This window comes from Mycobacterium persicum (assembly GCF_002086675.1).
Classification (GTDB): Bacteria; Actinomycetota; Actinomycetes; order Mycobacteriales; family Mycobacteriaceae; genus Mycobacterium; species Mycobacterium persicum.
The window spans coordinates 1-15944 of record NZ_MVIF01000060.1; the positions used below are offsets into that span (position 1 = coordinate 1).

Annotated in this window: 14 protein-coding genes and 1 pseudogene; 12 read left to right on the forward strand and 3 right to left on the reverse strand. The window is 63.7% G+C overall.

The window, feature by feature from the left end; genetic code table 11:
• Together BST40_RS17635 and BST40_RS17640 are read right to left on the reverse strand one after the other, a co-directional pair.
• Positions 1–1052: pseudogene (locus BST40_RS17635) on the reverse strand (DUF6049 family protein); the annotation flags it as partial.
• Positions 1049–1789, reverse strand: a complete 741-nt coding sequence (locus tag BST40_RS17640) for an NUDIX hydrolase (RefSeq protein ID WP_075547674.1) — start codon at positions 1787–1789, stop codon at positions 1049–1051. The gene BST40_RS17640 and the pseudogene BST40_RS17635, both read right to left, overlap by 4 nt.
• Positions 1790–2089: 300 nt before the next feature.
• Between BST40_RS17640 and BST40_RS17645 the strand changes: the two genes are divergently transcribed.
• The 10 genes from BST40_RS17645 (at position 2090) to BST40_RS33305 (ending at position 12264) form a co-directional block, all read left to right on the forward strand.
• On the forward strand, positions 2090–3544 hold the full coding sequence (locus tag BST40_RS17645; RefSeq protein WP_083154968.1) for a CCA tRNA nucleotidyltransferase: 1455 nt from the start codon (positions 2090–2092) through the stop codon (positions 3542–3544).
• Positions 3545–3568: 24 nt separating this feature from the next.
• On the forward strand, positions 3569–4078 hold the full coding sequence (locus BST40_RS17650; protein ID WP_075547672.1) for a pullulanase: 510 nt from the start codon (positions 3569–3571) through the stop codon (positions 4076–4078).
• Positions 4079–4162: 84 nt separating this feature from the next.
• Positions 4163–4477 (forward strand): DUF2563 family protein, encoded by a 315-nt coding sequence (locus BST40_RS17655; protein ID WP_075547709.1) that lies wholly within the window; start codon positions 4163–4165, stop codon positions 4475–4477.
• Complete coding sequence (locus tag BST40_RS17660) at positions 4459–6345, forward strand: putative alpha/beta hydrolase (protein ID WP_083154970.1); 1887 nt, start codon at positions 4459–4461, stop codon at positions 6343–6345. Before BST40_RS17655 ends, BST40_RS17660 begins: the two co-directional genes overlap by 19 nt.
• Before the next feature lie 46 nt (positions 6346–6391).
• Positions 6392–6922 carry a hypothetical protein gene (locus tag BST40_RS17665; RefSeq protein WP_183154943.1) on the forward strand — a complete coding sequence of 177 codons (531 nt, stop codon included), beginning with the start codon at positions 6392–6394 and terminating at the stop codon, positions 6920–6922.
• Between the two features lie 400 nt (positions 6923–7322).
• Complete coding sequence (locus BST40_RS17670; RefSeq protein ID WP_083154972.1) at positions 7323–7634, forward strand: WXG100 family type VII secretion target; 312 nt, start codon at positions 7323–7325, stop codon at positions 7632–7634.
• The gene (locus BST40_RS17675) at positions 7627–7917 is read left to right on the forward strand and encodes a WXG100 family type VII secretion target (protein ID WP_083154974.1); all 291 of its coding nucleotides are present in this window, start codon (positions 7627–7629) and stop codon (positions 7915–7917) included. Before BST40_RS17670 ends, BST40_RS17675 begins: the two co-directional genes overlap by 8 nt.
• 77 nt (positions 7918–7994) lie before the next feature.
• A complete protein-coding gene (locus BST40_RS31790; RefSeq protein ID WP_244174414.1) occupies positions 7995–10367 on the forward strand; it encodes a glycohydrolase toxin TNT-related protein in 2373 nt (790 codons plus the stop codon).
• A gap of 17 nt (positions 10368–10384) precedes the next feature.
• On the forward strand, positions 10385–11017 hold the full coding sequence (locus BST40_RS17685) for a hypothetical protein (RefSeq protein WP_142276754.1): 633 nt from the start codon (positions 10385–10387) through the stop codon (positions 11015–11017).
• Positions 11018–11772: 755 nt separating this feature from the next.
• Positions 11773–12264 carry a hypothetical protein gene (locus tag BST40_RS33305; protein WP_089025202.1) on the forward strand — a complete coding sequence of 164 codons (492 nt, stop codon included), beginning with the start codon at positions 11773–11775 and terminating at the stop codon, positions 12262–12264.
• Between the two features lie 115 nt (positions 12265–12379).
• On the opposite strand, the gene BST40_RS31800 is transcribed toward BST40_RS33305, so the two are convergent.
• Positions 12380–12787 carry a hypothetical protein gene (locus BST40_RS31800; protein WP_142276755.1) on the reverse strand — a complete coding sequence of 136 codons (408 nt, stop codon included), beginning with the start codon at positions 12785–12787 and terminating at the stop codon, positions 12380–12382.
• Positions 12788–13753: 966 nt separating this feature from the next.
• Here BST40_RS31800 and BST40_RS31805 point away from each other — a divergent pair.
• Positions 13754–14470 carry a DUF5631 domain-containing protein gene (locus BST40_RS31805; RefSeq protein ID WP_241780334.1) on the forward strand — a complete coding sequence of 239 codons (717 nt, stop codon included), beginning with the start codon at positions 13754–13756 and terminating at the stop codon, positions 14468–14470.
• A gap of 231 nt (positions 14471–14701) precedes the next feature.
• Positions 14702–15709, forward strand: a complete 1008-nt coding sequence (locus BST40_RS17705; protein ID WP_089025201.1) for a hypothetical protein — start codon at positions 14702–14704, stop codon at positions 15707–15709.
• Positions 15710–15944 lie beyond the last annotated feature (235 nt).

Consider the following 15944-nt stretch of genomic DNA (forward strand, 5'->3'; position numbering starts at 1 on the left):
CCGATACGATTGCCAACTACCGCCGCTACGTGCGGCGCACGATCGGCTTCCTCGGCTGGAACGTCACGATGAGCCAGCGCGCGCAGCCGGTTCAGCCAGATGGTGGCCGCGGTTTGGCCCGTTCCCGGGTGGGTCGGGGTACCGGGCAGCTGCCCGGGGCCGTCGGGGGAGTCGGACACCACATAGCCGGCGGTCATCGCGTTGACGGTGACCAGCAGATCCGGATCGACCGCCAGACACAGTGCGCGGGTGACGGCGCCCTCGGGGTCGACGTCGCGGCTGGTGGCGAGCTCGGCTGCAGAGAGCAGGGTGTCGAGTCGGCCGCCGTTGGCCAGCGAGTTGGCCAGGTCGTCGTCGACGAGCCGCACTGGAATGGTGCCGCCCGGGACACCGGGGGCCAGGCGTGGCCGGTCGGCGAGCGGCCACAGCATGGTGATCCATACCGGCTTGGTGGTTTCCGGTGCGACGGCGGTGTCGAAGCCGGCTGCCTTGTCGGACTTATCAGGGGGTACGCCCACGACGGGCAGCAGGAACCGGGCGTTGTCGAGCCGGGCGGGTGCCCCGTAGTCGGGTGTCCCGTTGACGTTGACCAGGAGCGGGAAGATACCCGGTTGGTCGATGGTCAACGACGGTTTGGTCAGCGAACGCAGCGGAGCCGACAGGCTGAACCCCGCCCCCTGTCCGCGCTGCAATTCCGGGGCGACCGTGACGAAGTCAGCGGCCGGCTGGTACTGGTCGGTGCTGCCGTCGAGCGAGGTGCGCAGGGCCGAGGACGCGGTGACGGTTCCGGCATGCTCGAGCCGGACCATCACGTCATGGACCGGGCGGTCGCCGATGTTGGTCACCGTGCCGCTGACGGTGACCGTCGGGTCGCTGGTGGTGGTGACAACATCCGGGGTCACCTGATCGATGCGCACCTGCACAAACGGCGTGGGCGTGGGCTCACCCGCGGTCGCGCGCGGTACATTGAGCACGCCCGCGAAACCGGCCGCGATGCCGATCACGGCGGCGAGGCGCCACAAACCGGCCCAAGGCACTCGCAACGCAGTCACGGCCCGTGAGAGTTCTTTCGGCTCGGCGGCGATCCGTCGGCGTGCCGGGTGCGTGAGTGGGTCTGCGGCCGTCGCCGCGGTGAGCTGGGCGGAAGCGGGGGAAGTGCGGCCGGGCCGTCGGTCTGCAGTTTGTCGATCAGCTCGTCGGCCACTTCGGCCAGGCGGCGTTCGTCGGCGTAGGCCAGCCGCGACGGCAGCTCCCGGATCGGCACCCAGGCCACCTCGGCTACCTCGAGATCGTCGTCGGAAAGCTCTCCGCCGGAGAAGCGCATCAAATAGTGATGCACGGTCTTGTGCACCCGGCGGCCGTCGGTGACGAACCAGTAGTCGATGCGACCCAACGCCGCCAGCACGCTGCCGCGGATTCCGGTTTCCTCGGCGACCTCACGGATGGCAGTCTGTTCGGCCGTCTCGCCCATTTCGATGTGCCCCTTGGGCAGCGACCACAGCATGCGTCCGCGTCGGTCGATACGCCCGATCAGCGCCGCGACCTGCTCGTCGCGCGGTCCGTCGATACCGTCGATGACCAGTCCTCCGGCGGATGTCTCGTGTACCGTGCGCAACCGGTCCGGACGGCCGCGACGCGAGCGCGGCCGGGCAGGTCTTGCCGATGACGGGGTGGCGGCGCCGTTGCCGGTCGGTTGGGCGTCCGTAATATTTTCGGCGGAAGCCGCAACGCCACGACCGCGGCGCCGGCCCCGGCGCCGACGTGGTTTGGCTTGTTCGCCCTGCGACACCCAAGCGATATTAGCTGGCACGAGCTGGTGTTCCGGATGTACTCGCCGTCGTGGGCTGCAGGTTCGGGCGGTCGGGTCGCGCGCGGGCGCGCCGGTGGGTGGCCGGCGGCGGACAAGGCGAGTCCCGTCGGCCACTTGCGTCACAGAAGTCTCTGGTTGGTGGACGCGCGACGTGCCCACCCTCGAGCGACTGCGGTGTGGCCATCCCACCGAACCCCGCTCGGTTGATCCGCCTCCCTCGACGAGCCCGCAAATACCCGTCAGCGCCACGCCGAGCGATTCCCATTAGGCTGATCGAACGTGGCCGACACCGTCCAGGACGCCGACCTGCTGACCGCGGCCGCGGTCGCCCTCAACCGGCATGCCGCCGTGCTTCGCGAACTGGGGTCGGCATTCGCCGAAGCGGGTCATGAGTTGTATCTGGTCGGCGGTTCGGTGCGCGATGCGCTGCTGGGCCGGCTGAGCCCCGACCTGGATTTCACCACCGATGCCCGTCCGGAGCAGGTGCAGAAGCTCGTGCGGTCCTGGGCCGACGCGGTGTGGGACACCGGTATCCACTTCGGCACCATCGGCGTCGGCAAGGACGCCTACCGGCTGGAGATCACCACGTTTCGCGCCGACAGCTACGACCAGGTGTCACGGCATCCCGAGGTGTCCTTCGGCGACCGCCTCCACGACGATCTGGTGCGCCGCGACTTCACCGTGAACGCGATGGCGGTGCGAGTCACGCCGGAGGGTCCGGGCGAATTTCTTGATCCGCTGGGCGGTTTGGCGTCGTTGCGGGACAAGGTACTCGACACCCCGGCACCACCGTCGGAGTCCTTCGGCGACGACCCGTTGCGGATGTTGCGCGCCGCGCGGTTCGTCTCCCAATTGGGCTTCACCGTTGCTCCGCGGGTACGGACGGCGATCGAAGAGATGGCCCCGCAGCTGGGCCGGATCAGCGCCGAGCGGGTGGGCGCCGAACTGGACAAGCTGCTGCTCGGTGACGACCCGGTCGCGGGCATCGACCTGATGGTGCAGAGCGGCATGGGTGACGTGGTGCTGCCCGAGGTTGGCGGCATGCGAATGGCCATCGACGAACACCACCAGCACAAGGATGTCTACCAGCATTCGCTGACCGTGTTGCGGCAGGCAATCGCGCTGGAGGACCCACCTCCAGAAGGAGGCCCGGATTTGGTGCTGCGTTGGGCGGCGCTGCTGCACGACATCGGCAAGCCCGCCACCCGCCGACACGAAGCCAACGGCGGGGTGAGCTTCCATCACCATGAGGTGGTCGGCGCCAAGATGGTCCGCAAGCGGATGCGCGCGCTCAAATACTCCAAGCAGATGATCGACGACGTCTCGCAGCTGGTGTATCTACATTTGCGGTTTCACGGCTACGGCGACGGCAAGTGGACCGATTCCGCGGGGCGCCGCTACGTCACCGACGCCGGGCCGTTGCTGTCGCGGCTGCACAAGTTGGTGCGTGCCGATTGCACGACCCGCAACCAGCGGAGGGCCGCCCGGCTGCAAGCCAGTTATGACCGGCTGGAGGAGCGGATCGCCGAGCTGGCCGCCCAAGAGGATTTGGCTCGGGTGCGTCCCGACCTGGACGGCAACCAGATCATGGAGCTGCTGGGTATTCCGGCGGGCCCGCAGGTGGGTGAGGCGTGGCGGTACTTGAAGGAGTTGCGGCTGGATCGCGGGCCGCTGAGCACCGAGGAAGCCACCGCCGAACTGTTGGCTTGGTGGAAAACTCGAGGGAACCCGTAGCCTGGGCGTTGCGTCAGAACGGTTGTGGAATATTGCGTGGGCGGGGACGACGGATCCGCCGCTATCTGGAACCGTGCACCCGACCTCGACCTCGACGGTGACGGCCGGCTCGATGCGATCGGGCTGGACTTGGATGCCGACGGGATGCGCGACGACGCGCTGACCGATTTCGACGGCGACGGGCTGGCTGACCATGCCGTCCTCGACGTCGACAATGACGGGAAGCCGGAGAGCTACTTCACCGATGACGGGTCGGGGACGTGGGCGGTCGCGGTCGACCGGGGCGGACAAGTGCGCTGGTTCGGGCTGGATGGTGTCGAGCACACCGGCGGTCCGCTGGTCGACTTCGACGGGTATGGCCATGCGGACGACAGGTTGATCGACGCCGACGGCGACGGGCTGGCCGACCGGGTGCTGTGTGCCGGGGACGAGGGCGTGACCGCGTATATCGACACCGACGGGGACGGGCGTTGGAATGTACGGCTGCGTGACACCGACGGCGACGGCGCGGCCGACGGCGCCAGTTCATTGTGAATTGACCGGCACCCGCACTGCCGTTAGCCTGGCCCGCAACCGCTGAGCCAAGCCGGGATCAATGCTCTCCGAAAAGAGGTGGCGATGTTCGTTGACACCGGATCACTGCACTTGGGGGCCAACGATTCTCACCGCGCGGGCGACCATGCCCAGGACGGAGTCGGCCGTCTATCGCGCGGCCCACTGCTGTCAGGGATGTTCGGAGAGTTTGCCGCAGCCGAGGCATTTCATGGCGCGGTCACCTCGGCGCGTGCTCAGCAGGTGAAAACGTTGCAGGCACACCAAGAGGTGCTCACCGCGGTCGGCGGCAATGCGCGCCGCGCCGCGGCGGGGTTCGCCGGAATGGATGAGCGCAACGCCGCGCAGCTGCGGGCGGTGCGATGCAGCTCCGCTACATAAGCATTCCGCTGTTGATCGGCGAGGCCGGTGGTGATCCGTGGGCGATCAACTCCAGCCTCCAAAGTGGGCGCCCCGCAAAGATTTCCGATTTGGCGCAGGCTTTTCATGACGCGGGCAGGTGTACCGCCGAATCCAGTGGGGCCTTCGACGCTGCGCGGCGCCGATTTGAGGCGGCGTGGAATCGGGAAAACGGTGATCATCCGATCAACGACTCGGCCGAAGTGCAGCGCGTGGCTCAGTCGCTGGGCGCGCAGTCCTTGCGGTTGCCGAAGATCGGGGTCGATCTGGAGATCATTGCGGCGTCGTTGGCCGAGGCGCAGCGGTCGGCCAGTGGGCAGATCGCGACGCTGGAGGGCCAGCTGCAACAGCTCGACAACGAGATAGGCCAAGCGGTCGAACTCGAGAAGGATATCCACCTCACCAATGCCGATCGAGCGGCGGTCGACGCACTTATCTCTGCCCTCGAGGATCGGGCAATCGCCGACACCAAAAGCGCCCTGGGACAACTGCAATCGATCCGCAACGGCTACTCGGACACCCTGCAGAAGTCGCTGAACACCTTGCGAAGTGATGGGTATGACCCGGCAGGTATCCAAGCTCTCGACGCTCCGCAATCACCACCGAAACCTGAAGAGCCGATTCAGATTCCACCACCAGGAACCAACGCTGAGGAGGTCAACAAGTGGTGGAAATCGCTGAGTCCTGAACAGCAGCGGCAGCTGATCGCTGACCATCCGCCAGAGCTGGGGAACCTCAACGGAATTCCGGTCGACGTCCGCAGTCCGATTAACAAGGCAGTCATGGACGACGATCTCCATCGCGTGGCGGACGTTGCCGACAAATACGGTGTTTCGGTCAACGAGGTGGTCGCCGATCCGGGCAAGTATGGGCTGTCCGCGGCAGCAATTACCCGCTATAACAACGCCTGCCGTACCCAGGAGGGGCTGAACGCGTCCGCCAATGCGGTAGATGAGTGGGGGCATCATCCTGAAGTATTTCTGTTGAAGTATCAACCCGAGGCCTTCGGCGGCGAGGGGGCTGCCGCGATCGCCATGGGCAATCCCGATACAGCAGCAAACACCGCGGTCCTGGTCAAGGGACTGGGTACCGGGGTTCGCGAGGGAACGCTTTCCAACCCCGACGGGGTGCGCCTGTACCAGGAGTCCAGCCGAGCCGACTGGGGAAAGCGAACCGCGGTGGTGATGTGGGTGGGCTATGACGCGCCCAACACCGTGACGGACCCGGGTTTGTACTCGCCGAACATGGCCCGTACCGGGGGCCAGGCGCTGGCCGCCGATGTGAACGCCCTGGCGGTAACCCACCACGACGACGTGCCGTCACACATGACGGTGGTCGGACACTCCTACGGGTCCACTACGGTCTCGGATGCGGCGGCGGCATACGGGATGCATGCCGACGATGTGGTGCTGGTCGGCTCGCCGGGAACCGACCTGGCGCATTCGGCGGCCGATTTCCATCTGTCCCCGGGCGGGCATTTATATGTCGGGGCGGCTTCGGGGGATGCGGTCACCTGGTCGCCTGGTCATGTGACCGGACCCGGACTCATCGGTCCAACGCTGGGTGGGCTTGGAGACGATCCCGCCGTCGATGGTTTCGGGGCCACCCGGTTCAAAGCCGAAGTCCCGGGTTATACCGGCAATCCGGTGTATGACCATTCGCATTACTTCGACAACGGATCAGAATCGCTGTTCAGCATCTCTGACGTGGTCTCCGGTCACGGCGATGCGATACAGCACGATGGGATGACCGCACATCATCGTGGTGAATACGGGATGGGGGAGTGGTTCGACCCCGAAGCGCTGCGATCGGCGACCACCAGGCACCGCCATAGCGGACCGACGGGCTGAATGCGTGCCGTTTCGCGAATTTGAAAATCTTGAAAGGAAGTGACGAGTGTGGACCCTGCCAGTCCGGATTGCCGTCGCGGCGATCGGAATCGGCCTTGTGCTCGGCGGATGTGCTGACGACGTGCGGCACCCGATTTCGCCTCAGCAGGCACGCGCCCAGGTTGTCGATGCGGCCCGCGACATCGTCGCGGCGCTACACGCGCAGGTGACCGAGGCATCGTTCTCCTACGAGTCGTGTAATGACCAGGGCGAACCCCCGTTTCGTGGGGTGGCGAAAGTCATTTTTTGGATGCCGGGCGTCCCGCACGCCGAAGCGGCCGACTCGCAGACAATTGTTAAGGTGCTAGTCGCTAATGGCTGGAGCACCGACTCCGACTTTAAGTCCCATGCGCCAACTCTACGCAAAGGCGATATCAACATTATTTTGAACGTTGTTCCGGCGCAGATGCCGCCTGGAATCGAACGTAACAGCCATGCTTGGGTTGAAATTGACGGCGAGTGCCGCGACACCTTCGACCACCGTAAGGACCACTCCATCTTGCCGGTCGATGTCAGTAAGGAAATTCAGCAGTCCTGATGCCGTCGGCGATGAACACCGGATTCATGAGGTATCGATGACTGAAATAGGCCTGGAAAAGGCTCGAATGCGCGCTGTCGAGGCGATTGACAAATTGGCTGAAAAAGAGCGGCTCGGTGAGCTTATGAAGAAGCATGGTATTTCCCGTACAACGCGGTCGCGTTCGTCGTACATGGAGATATTTCCGCCGCCTTGGCGGGAATGTGCCAGTGAGGGTACCGCGAGATGGCAGCGCTCTTACCTACGAAGCGCCCGCTCAGTGGTGAAACGGGGGAGCAAGCCGCAATTTGTTGTCAGCCTTGAAGTGTGCCATCGCCACCTTTGGTGTTGTAAGTCACTTCATCGGTCGTCGGGCGCTGGCTGAATTGTGGCGACGTGCCGATGTTGTTAGGTTGCCGCCATGGGCGCTGATGACACGTTGCGAGTAGATCCTGTGGTGATGCGGGGGTTCGCCGAGTCGTTGCGTGGTGCGGCTGAGCATTTTGCAACGCAGTTGGCAGAGCTTGATTCTGAGGTTGGCGAGGTGTTGGGCGGCTGGCGCGGCGCGTCGGGGAACTCGTATGGCTCGGCGTGGGAGTTGTGGCATCGCGGTGCTGGTGAAGTGCAACTGGGGTTGGCCATCCTGGCGCAGGCGGTAGCCGAGGCGGGGGCGGGGTATCAACAAAACGAGACTGCGTCCGCCCAAGCGATGCGTGAGGTCGGTGGTGGCTGAGCCGTTTCGGGTCGATCCGGCGGCGCTGTCCGAGGCGGTGCAGCGGATGGCCGAGTTCGGGCGTCACACCGAAAGCATGCTCGCCGAAATCGACTCGTTGGTGACCCGCTTGCATGTGACGTGGACGGGGCAGGGTGCGGCGGCTCATGCTGAGGCGCACCGGCATTGGGCTCTTGGTGAGGCGATGATGCGCCAGGCATTGGCTCAATTGCGTACCACGGGGCAGGGCGCCCATGCCAACTACTCGGGCGCCATGTCGACGAATAGCCGTATGTGGTCGTGAGCTGATGACCACGCTGGCCGGCGGCCCTTGATGGCGCCGGTACGGCGGTGGTGGCCGCCGGTGAGACTCTGGGGTCGGTGACCTCGACGCTGACCGGTGCGCTGGCGGGATCTGCTGGGATGGCCGGTGATGATCCGGCCGGCGAGCAGTTCGGACGTGCTTATGACGAGACGGCGGCCACCGTGTTGCAGGCGATGGCCGTGACACGCAATGGGTTGTGCAATCTCGGCGATGGCGTGCGCATGACCGCGCACAACTACTCGCTGGCCGAGGCCATGTCCGATGTCGCCGGCCGCGCCGCGCCGCTGCCAGTGCCGCAGCCGATGAGTTGCGTGGCCGCGAGTTCGGCGCCGTCGGCGATTGGTAAGGGCGATAGCGCCCCGGCGGGCTGGGGCTGGGTAGCTCCCTATATCGGGATGATTTGGCCCAATGGGGATTCGGGGAAGCTGCGTGCGGCGGCCGCAGCCTGGCGTAACGCCGGCACCCAATTCGCGGTGGCCGAAATCCACGCGGCCGCCGGGCCGATGAATGCCATTCGCGCTCAGCAACTCCCGGAAGCAGGGCTCATCGAGGGCGCGTTTTCCGATGCCTATTCCAGCGCGACCGCGATAGTGGGGCAGTGTCAGACCATCGCAACCGGGCTGGACAAATATGCGGCCAAGATCGACGCGGTGCATGCGGCGATCCTGGATTTGTTGTCGCGCATATGTGATCCGCTGACGGGGATCAAAGAAGTCTGGGAGTTTCTCACCGACGAGGACGAAGACGAGATCGCCCGCATCGCCCATGACATCGCCACGGTGGTCGACAATTTCACCGGCGAAGTTGATGCGCTCGGCAACCAGATCGGTGAAGCAGTTGCGCAAGCTCATACGACGATCAGCAACATGGGCCGGCTCGCGGCCAAGGAATGGGAGCAGTTCCTGCAAGGCAACCCGGTGGGGTGGTTAATCAATTTCACCGGGCAGCGGTTCAAAGGTATGGGCGAAATCGTCTGGGGATTGGGCGAAACAGCCTGGAACTACAACCAGATTCGCGCTCTGCTCGACCCGGTTGGCTATGGCCGCGATGTGGGCGGGATGGCCCTCGGTATGGCGCCGCTGGTTGGTCTTGGCGGCGACCACGCGCCCGGAGTCTTCGAGTCCTGGAAGGAGGTCATCAAAGACAACGTTCACTGGGACGATTGGGCACGAAGCCCTGGCGAGGCCTACGGAAAAATGGAAGCTGACGTCGCGACGAACTTCTTTCCCGAGGGGCCGGCCGCCAAGTTGGACAGGGCCCGTGAGATCGCCGATAAGCTAAAAGCATTCAGGGAGAGGTTGTTCGGGACCCACGGTCCTGGCGACCCGAATCCTCCTAAGCCACCCACACCCACGGTCCCCAAGACTGAACGGCCTGACCAGCCGCAGCCGCCGACGGACCAACAGCCGCAATCGGGAAGCCCGACGCTTGGGCCGCAGTCCAAACCCGGGGCCGGAAACACGCAGTTGCCATACAGCCCCACTGAATCCAAGACACCAGTCGAGAACAAACCAGTCACCGGTGAGTCGGTCAAACCCACCGGGTCACAACCGGATTCGGTGGGCACGCCCGGGGGATCCGTTTCCGCCGCGTCAGGCGAGAAACTACCGCCAACCCATGCGGAACAAGGGGGCTCCGTTCCTGCTCAGGCACCGGCGGCTTCCCCGGGCCAATCTCCCTCAATGGCGCAATCAGCCACTGAGACCCAGCCGCTGGCCGCTTCGACACCTACCAGCGGATCTCTAGGTCATTCCACACTCTCAGGTCGTCAGCTATCCCATGGTGGGACGCCAAGCGGCGGTGCTGGAGACGCTCACCCAAACGAACCGTCGCCACCGCAAGGGGGCGGACACGGGGATGAAGACGGCGGCGCGCCGCATGAACCCCACCCTCCTGGTGACAATAGCCAGCGCAGCGATCATGGTCAGCATCACGGTGAAGACAATAAGCCGCCCACTGCAAGGGAAGTTTTTCCTGAGGCGAAAGCCTACGGAGCCCTCTCCGAACCTGAATATCGCAATCTATTTGAAGACGAGAATGGCCACCTCATATATCCCGATGCCGATGATCCAGCTAAGCCCTATGCGATTCCTGGAACTGTTCGCAATATGACAGAGGCGGAGATTTTGGCGGATCTGGATGGCGCATGGGTGGATCGGATTGGCTATCCTGGTGGAGCCTGGCTGGCCCCAGTAGGAACTCCATATGAGGCGCGTGCGATTCCTCATGACAGTCTAGACAAGCCTTATTTTCAGTACAAAGTGCAGGCCGAGAAGGGTCTTCCGCCCGGGTGGATAATTGAATACTCACTTGCGGCACCATGGTTCGGGCAGCCAGGTGGTGGGCCCCAATATCGCATAATTGCGCCACCAGGCGAGCGCCCCAACGCCAAAGCCCTCATTGCAAGAGGCTTCTTAAAGGAACCGTAGAGCATACAGGAGTCGCGATGACCGATTGTTACGTAGATCTGAACGGATTTCCTCCGTTCTTACACCGGACTGTCAAGTCATGGTACTTGTGGCAAGAAGTCTATCTCCGTGAGTTGGGCCGCCGTCCGGGCGACGACCAGCGCGAACCGAAGGCCGGGGAAACGCCTGAGCGAGTTTTTTGGGGTCGACAGCCGCCCATGATGACCAAAGATTGCGAGCTAGCCTTAGTTGACGATGCGGACATTTCTTACTACTTGGTGTGCGAAAATGAGGAATATTATATCGACAGCGAGGAAAGGGGCTCCCGGCACAGGTACTGGATGTTTAGAAGACTTGAGGATGCAGAAAAATACCTGCTGTTCATTATTAGCCAAATGGCTCGGCCTGGAAAGTACACAGATTCGGTCGGTTATCGCTGGGCACAAGAGGGCTTGGACACCAGGGTTTCTTTAAGCAGGCCGGATCCGGTAAACTTTCCGGGACGTGTGAGCCTTAGGGTCGACGACGAGGCTACTGATCGCGGTTGGATGGCTGAAAGCGACGCGGCAGAAGCGTCGCATATCTTGGTTCTCAAGTTTGAGGAACTCGATACATTGCTCCGCGAGGGCATTCCAGCCGATTGGTTCACCATTAATATCGTTACGGATTAACGCAACCTACGAGATGGTTGCAGCAAAGGATAGTGAAAAATTTAAAAAATGGTCGTCAATGTTATTCTACGTGCTCTGGTGAGCTACCGAACCACGGTCCCGCGGTGGGACGCCAAATGCTGACACAGGGGTTGATTACCTACGCAATAGCTCTATCAGGCCGACCATGGGCGTGACAGACGGTGGGTGGGCCGAGGGTTAGTGCTAACAGTCATCCCAACATGATTTGTCAGTGCACCATGAGGCGCGTGAGTTCCAATTGTGAGGTGAAAGACCTCCGATTTCTGGTCGTCACAGCGGTCGGGATGGAGCTGAGGGTAGTCCAATCTCTTAGGGAACAAGAGAGATTCGGTCGCAAGCGGTCCCAGCAAAGCCACAGCGCGTCAATACTGCAAACCCGCGTCTGGACCCTTACGATGTGGAACAAGCCGATACCTGGCGGATATCGGACCGGTTGTGGTGCAATGCGAATGCATGGCTTGCGGACCCGTCCGACACCTGATCTCGGGGCCTGGCATCGCCAGCCAGCGATGGTACGGCAGCGGGGAACGAGCCGGTCCTGTTATTCGGAATACGCACTGATTTGCTGACGTCCTGAGCCTGTTTCACTATGGAAGCGATCGGTTCCAGTGCAGGGGTTGGAAGTGTCTGCCGGGATGCATCCAACTGCATGATTGTTAGGAGGGCGCGTGACGGAAAGCTCGTCTCCCAGCGTCGGTGATGGCAGTAGCATCCGCCCGTCCCCGGGACAGGCGATTCCGACCTCTGCCGCTCAGCCTGGCCCATGCGCACGCACGTGGACAGCTATCGGTATTGCTACGGTCTCTACCATGGTGGCTGTCGCTGCGTTGATAATCGTCTTCGCCCGGTCGGCGGCCCCAGGCACGCATGTTACTCCCGCGCTGCCTACTTATACCGCCGCGGAAACCGCTGCCGCGCAACAACAGCTATGCGACACGTACAGGCTGGCAGCGCAGGCCGTGCAGATCGATACTGCGGGCACCGACAAGGCGCTTGCTCGCATCGCGACTACAAATGGCGCCCTCATGCTTTACATGGCGGCTGCCAACCCGGCTCTTGATCCCCACTATCGCGACGCTGCGCACGCGCTAGCGGCGACCTACGCGACGTTAACGGCGAAGGGTACTTATGGGATAGCGACCGACGCCCAGTATCAGGCCGCGCTCGATGACATCGTTACTAAGGATGCGGCCATGAGACAGGCATGTGCGAATAGTGGCCGTTGACCTCCCCCCCGGAAGGTGGACGCCGGCACTCATTGGGGTGTGGTGGCCGGCACCGTCAGCGACGCTGCGTGCGGCCGCTCAACACTGGACCACGTGCATGACTCAAAAACTAGAGTTAGTCGAGAATTTGCGGACTCAACGGGGCATTTTGTCGCAAAACCAGGGCAAGACTGCTGAGGACCTGGTCACCCGATATTTTCGGGGCGAGCAATCCGAGCTTGATAAAGCTGAGAAATACGAGATCAAAGCAGATGCGCTCAATTCTGGTGCTGACGCGATCGACTACTTGCGCGGAAGATTGACAGAAATTGCAAATGCCGGTAATCGAGAAATAGATGACATTCTGAGTTCGAAAAAGCCGCTGCCAGAGCAGGTCGAAGAAATACATATGATCCAAGTACGATGCAATGCTGACGCGGCGAATGCGTCTCGGGCCGCCGTCGACAAGATCGTGGCGGCCACGCAAAAGATTCTGGATGCTGAAGGCATTGGCGCAGACGCCCGATCGTGGGCACGGGACCACGGCTTTAACGTCGATGACGTGCTACCACCACGCCCCATCGGCAAGGATGAGGTAGCTTCGTCGCCAGTCGCCTCCGGTGGGCGCAGCACTGGTGTTGGTGGTACTCCAGGAGATGCTCCGAACGCTGGTGCGCCGGGGTCGCAACCAGCTGTTGCTGGTGATGGTGGGTTAGCCAGCGGCGGCGGAAGTCTGGGAAACTTCACCGGCGCTGACGCGCCGACGTCGTCACCGCTACCAGTGGTTAGCGCGAGTGGGCACGCCGCTAGCGGACCAATACCAGCTGGACCACCAACCACACTCCCGACTCCTACCACACCACCAGGGATCACCCCCGGCATACCAGCAGCCCCCGGCCTACCCGGCGGGTCATTCTCACCAGCGGCCGCGGGACAAGGCATTTCACCTACCTCGCTTGGGCAATCGTTCGCCACCGGGATGATGACGGGGCAACCGGCTGCCGCGGGTGCGCAGTCGTTGACGGCTGGGACGATGCATGCGATGGAATCGGGGGGAACACCTGCACCGCAGACGGCTTCTCCGCTACCTACACCGCCGCCGGTGGCTGCACCGACCATCGCTGCCGCCGGTATCGAATCAGCAGCAATCCACCCTTCAGTTGACACGTCAGCGACGGCCTCCGGCGCCCCGGTGATGGCAGCCGGTGACACCGGCACGGCGGCGGTAGCACCAACGGTGGTAACGAGTGCGCCGATGTCCGCGCCCGTGCCGCCTGCGGTTGGCCCGGCGGTCCCTGGTGGATCGTTGCCCGCGTATGGCTCTGACCTGCGCCCACCCGTCGTCACTGCCGGGCCCACTCCATCAGCTGTGGCAGCGCCGGTTTCCGGTGCGCCGGTGGCACCGTCGGCGTCGTCGTCACCATCGGCGGGGGGCCCGCTGGTTTCTCCGGTCGAGCGCACGGCGTCGGGCACCACCGCGGGTGGGCAGGTCGGCGCAAGCGGAACGACGATGTCTGCAGCATCGGCAGCGTCGGCCATATCCGGGGCGGCCGCTGGTGCGGTGTCTGCCAGGGCGGCCGAGCAACAACGGCTGGAGCGCCTCGTCGATGCGATGGCTCGTCAGGAGCCGCGACTATCCTGGGCGGCCGGACTGCGTGAGGATGGCACCACCACCCTGCTGGTCACTGATCTTGCAGGGGGGTGGATTCCGCCTCACATTCGACTGCCTGCCAACGTGATTCTGCTTGAGCCAACCGCACGGCGTCGCGATGCAAGCGTGGTCGACTTGTTGGGAGCCGTCGTGGCCGCGGCTGCGCACGAGCCGAACGCTTACATCGGCGAGTCGGGTCCCGATGCGCCACTGTTAAGCGGTGATCGCGCAGCTCGCTCCGCCGCGCCGAAAGTCGACGAACTCGGACCCACCCTCGTCGAGGCTGTACGTCGCCGCGACGGTCTCCCGCGGATAGCGCAAGCCATCGCAGCGCCTGCAGTGCGCAAAACCGGCGTCCTGGAAAGCGAAACCCAATTGCTGCGGGAGCGCCTTACCGCAATCCAGGAGTCGGTGCTCAACGCATACCCCGACCACGAGCTATCGGCTCTTGGCGATTGGATGCTCATGGCGGCAATCGATGCGCTGATCGACGAGCATCAGTATCTCGCGAACTATCACATGGCGTGGTTTGCCGTAATCGCTAGGCGCGAGGGTTCCGGAGGGTTTGCTGGGTAAGGAGTTTTGGTGATTCCCGGCCGTGGTTCCAGCACCGGGCGACATTGCAGGACTGTCAGCTTCGGACCGGTAACGGATCCGTGCTGGCTACTGTGGCATGGGCCCGCAGGCCGCTCGAGGTGAATACCTGTCCGGTTGTGCTGTGACAAAATCATGATGACGCGCCCGCCGGCGCGTGCAAGGCAACCAAGTAGCGGCCTCAGGTCAGCCCAGACGAGGTTGAGGTGACACATGACCGCGGATCCATTCCCGTTCCCGGTTCCGGGAGTTCCGGCCATCCCGCCCAACTCCAGCGGAGTCCCGATCAAGGTGACGCCGGAGACCTTACAACAGGCGCTGTACGGGCCGTTGTCGCCGCCGGTCGAGCCGAGTATCGTTCCGCCGCCAGGACCTGCCCCCGCAGACCAGGCTCAATCAGCGTTGGGTGCCGCCGGGAATCTTGGCGTTCCCGGCGACGTCGCATCGAGCGCCCAGGAAGATATGGATCGTCGGGCGCACGCGGCCGATGCCGCGCGGAAGTTCCCGGCTAACGAGGCTGACGCGGCACAGCAGTTCCAAGGCGTCGGTGCGCAGGCGGGTGCCCAGGGGGCTACCCAGATGATCCAACAAGCGGTGTCCGGCATTACCGGTGCCCTCGGCGGGGCGGTTGGCGGCATCTTGGGGCCACTCACTCAGCTTCCACAGCAGGCGATGCAGGCCGGCCAGGGCGCAATGCAGCCGCTGATGAGTGCGTTTCAGCAAGCCCATGGCGCGCAGGGGCTGGAGGCTGCGGACGGGGCGCGGCTTGTGGACAGCGTTGGCGAAGAATCCGGGCTCGGCGGCGGCAGTGGTGCCGGGGGCATCGGCTCCGGCGGCGGGGGCGCTGGCGGCACAACCCCGACGGGTTATTTGGGACCGCCGCCGGTGCCGACGTCGTCACCACCGACAACTCCTGCTGGGGCGCCGACCAAGTCCGTCACGGGAACGCCTACCAGCGGTACGTCGCCCACACCGACGTCGATGGGTGGGACCGGGATGCCGATGGTTCCGCCCGGCGCGATGGGCCATGGCGGCGAGGGGGGGAGCAAGGACAAGCCGGTCGAGAAGCGGATAACCGCTCCGGGTGTGCCCAACGGGCAGCCGGTCAAGGGCCGCTTGACGGCCCCGCCTAGTGTCCCCGTCAAGACTGGTGACGGCAAACCGCCCGTTACCAAGTCGGCCCGCCGGATTGTGGTATTGCCGACCGACGGGGAAGCATAGGACTAATGGGAGTCGATCGGCGTGGCGTCGAGGGTCTTGAGTGGCGTGGCGAACGCTGGTCATCGAGCTGCTGGTCGGTGAGCACTTCCTTGGACTGGGACCGATGTTGATCCCTATGGCTAGATCGTGCCCCGGCTGGTTCGGTGAGGTCGCTTGAAGCGCTGATGGGATGTCGTGCCATTGCGAGCACTGATCCATTAGTCCGCCGCCGGGTGTCCTCAGGCTCGATGATGAG